This is a genomic window from Capnocytophaga felis (assembly GCF_009684755.1).
GTDB lineage: Bacteria > Bacteroidota > Bacteroidia > Flavobacteriales > Flavobacteriaceae > Capnocytophaga > Capnocytophaga felis.
In genome coordinates this window covers 2,501-5,965 of sequence record NZ_BLBC01000010.1, presented here as the reverse complement: position 1 = coordinate 5,965, position 3,465 = coordinate 2,501, and the positions used below count along the sequence as shown (strand labels likewise).

At 44.6% G+C, this 3,465-nt stretch carries 2 tRNA genes and 2 rRNA genes (1 of these 4 running past the window's edge); all 4 read left to right on the top strand.

The window, feature by feature from the left end:
• Positions 1-404: 404 nt before the first annotated feature.
• A 16S ribosomal RNA gene (locus GN105_RS08650) occupies positions 405-1,920 on the top strand.
• A 153-nt stretch (positions 1,921-2,073) separates the two neighbouring features.
• Positions 2,074-2,147, top strand: a tRNA-Ile gene (locus GN105_RS08645).
• A gap of 205 nt (positions 2,148-2,352) precedes the next feature.
• Positions 2,353-2,426: transfer RNA gene (locus GN105_RS08640), tRNA-Ala, on the top strand.
• A 206-nt stretch (positions 2,427-2,632) separates the two neighbouring features.
• A 23S ribosomal RNA gene (locus tag GN105_RS08635) occupies positions 2,633-3,465 on the top strand (it continues 1,999 nt past the right edge of the window).
• The 16S and 23S rRNA genes sit together here with 2 tRNA genes alongside, the layout of an rRNA operon.

Below are 3,465 nucleotides of genomic sequence, written 5' to 3'. Positions count from 1 at the left end.
TACTTTTGCACCCGCTTTCGGATAGGAGTTAGCGATTAGTTGTTAGCGAATAGAGGAAGCGAAAAAGTTCTAAAAAATATTTTTGAAAAAAAACTTACAAAAGTTTTGGTGGTTTAAAAAAAAGTATTACTTTTGCACCCGCTTTCAGATAGGAGTTAGTGATTAGTTATTAGCGAATAGAGGAAGTGAAAAAAGTTCAAAAAATATTTTGGAAAAAATTTGGAAGTAAAGATAAAAAGTTGTTATCTTTGCACCCGCTTTTAAAAGCTAATGGCGATTAGCTGGTAGCTAAAAGCAAGGCAAATGAAAAGTTCATTGAAAATATTGTTGACAGCACAAAAGAAGATTTAAAGAATTAATCCTAGAGTCAATTATTTATTTTGGTTAAGATATTAAAGATTTTAACGATGAAGAGTTTGATCCTGGCTCAGGATGAACGCTAGCGGCAGGCCTAACACATGCAAGTCGAGGGGTAGAGTGCTTCGGCACTTGAGACCGGCGTACGGGTGCGTAACGCGTGTACAATCTACCTTTTACTAAGGGATAGCCCGAAGAAATTTGGATTAATACCTTATAGTATTATCGGGTGGCATCATTTGATAATTAAAGCTTTGGTGGTAAAAGATGAGTACGCGTCCCATTAGCTAGTTGGAGTGGTAACGGCACCCCAAGGCTACGATGGGTAGGGGTTCTGAGAGGGATGTCCCCCACACTGGTACTGAGACACGGACCAGACTCCTACGGGAGGCAGCAGTGAGGAATATTGGACAATGGTCGGAAGACTGATCCAGCCATGCCGCGTGCAGGATGACGGCCTTATGGGTTGTAAACTGCTTTTATACAGGAAGAATAAGGTCTACGAGTAGATTGATGACGGTACTGTATGAATAAGCATCGGCTAACTCCGTGCCAGCAGCCGCGGTAATACGGAGGATGCGAGCGTTATCCGGAATCATTGGGTTTAAAGGGTCCGTAGGCGGGCTTATAAGTCAGAGGTGAAAGCACTGAGCTCAACTGAGTAACTGCCTTTGAAACTGTAAGTCTTGAATTATTGTGAAGTAGCTGGAATGTGTAGTGTAGCGGTGAAATGCATAGATATTACACAGAACACCGATTGCGAAGGCATGTTACTAACAATGGATTGACGCTGATGGACGAAAGCGTGGGGAGCGAACAGGATTAGATACCCTGGTAGTCCACGCTGTAAACGATGGATACTAGCTGTTTGGATTTATGTTTGAGTGGCTAAGCGAAAGTGATAAGTATCCCACCTGGGGAGTACGCACGCAAGTGTGAAACTCAAAGGAATTGACGGGGGCCCGCACAAGCGGTGGAGCATGTGGTTTAATTCGATGATACGCGAGGAACCTTACCAAGGTTTAAATGGGAAACGACGTACTTAGAGATAGGTATTTCTTCGGACGTTTTTCAAGGTGCTGCATGGTTGTCGTCAGCTCGTGCCGTGAGGTGTCAGGTTAAGTCCTATAACGAGCGCAACCCCTGCTGTTAGTTGCTAGCGAGTTGAGTCGAGCACTCTAACGGGACTGCCGGTGCAAACCGTGAGGAAGGTGGGGATGACGTCAAATCATCACGGCCCTTACATCTTGGGCTACACACGTGCTACAATGGCCGGTACAGTGAGCAGCCACTGCGTGAGCAGGAGCGAATCTATAAAGCCGGTCACAGTTCGGATCGGAGTCTGCAACTCGACTCCGTGAAGCTGGAATCGCTAGTAATCGGATATCAGCCATGATCCGGTGAATACGTTCCCGGGCCTTGTACACACCGCCCGTCAAGCCATGGAAGCTGGGGGTACCTGAAGTCGGTCGCCGCAAGGAGCTGCCTAGGGTAAAACTAGTGACTGGGGCTAAGTCGTAACAAGGTAGCCGTACCGGAAGGTGCGGCTGGAACACCTCCTTTCTAGAGACAATCCAAAAGGATAGTTGTTTGGGATTTTCTTTAAATCTTGTGCAGTCGATATTTATAGAGTAATTAGGATTTAGTGTTTAGTGATTAGGGAATTATGGTCTAATTACTAATTACTATCTACTAGTTACTAAAATAAAAAGATGCAGTCTCATAGCTCAGCTGGTTAGAGCGCTACACTGATAATGTAGAGGTCGGCAGTTCGAGTCTGCCTGGGACTACGAAATTAGCGAATAGCGAATAGGATTTAACGAATAGTGAACTATTGCGTAGTATCTATTTTCTATTGCCTAATAAAAATAAGTTCATTAAAAGGAATTGAAAGGAAATTTTAGAGGTTGAAGCTAGCCCTAAGGATTTAGCGTATAGAAGTTAGCGTATAGTAACTATTTGCTAATGTCTAACCCCTAACTCCTAAATATTATTGGGGAATTAGCTCAGCTGGCTAGAGCGCCTGCCTTGCACGCAGGAGGTCAAGGGTTCGACTCCCTTATTCTCCACGATAAGGAAGATAAAGGATAAAGTAACAAGGATAAAAATAAGACTTTATACTTTTAACTTTATACTTTAATACTTTCAAAAAAAGTTCATTGACATATTGGGATAAAAAACACGAGAGATCAAAAGATTGTTGATTAAATCGAGAAAATAAAAAAGAATCAAAGAGAACGAGGTACGCTTCTATAGATAGGAGCGACTACAAGCGCAATAAGTTATGTAAGGGCGTATGGGGGATGCCTAGGCTCTCAGAGGCGAAGAAGGACGTGATAAGCTGCGAAAAGCTGCGGGGATTGGCACATACGATTAGATCCGCAGATATCCGAATGGGGCAACCCACTGCATTGAAGGTGCAGTATCCATTAAGGAGGCGAACCCGCTGAACTGAAACATCTAAGTAGGCGGAGGAGAAGAAAACAAAAGTGATTCCGAGAGTAGTGGCGAGCGAAATTGGAACAGCCCAAACCCATACTGTTTAGGCAGTGTGGGGGTTGTAGGACCCGATATTGGTTGTTAAATGGAACCGGAAGTATTTGGAAAGATACACCACAGAGCGTGATAGTCGCGTATGGGTAATGTTTAATAAATCATAGGGATATCCTGAGTAGGGCGGGGCACGTGGAACCCTGTCTGAATTTGCCGGGACCATCCGGTAAGGCTAAATACTCCTGAGAGACCGATAGTGAACCAGTACCGTGAGGGAAAGGTGAAAAGAACCGTGAATAACGGAGTGAAAAAGACCCTGAAACCATACGCTTACAAGCGGTCGGAGCCCATTTGGGTGACGGCGTGCCTTTTGCATAATGAGCCTACGAGTTACTTTTACTTGCGAGGATAAGCATTTCAGATGCGAATTCGTAGCGAAAGCGAGTCTTAATAGGGCGTTATAGTAAGTAGTAGTAGACGCGAAACCTGGTGATCTACCCTTGGGCAGGTTGAAGCGCTGGTAACACAGCGTGGAGGACCGAACCGGTTGTCGTTGAAAAGACTTCGGATGACCTGAGGGTAGGGGTGAAAGGCCAATCAAACTGGGAAATAGCT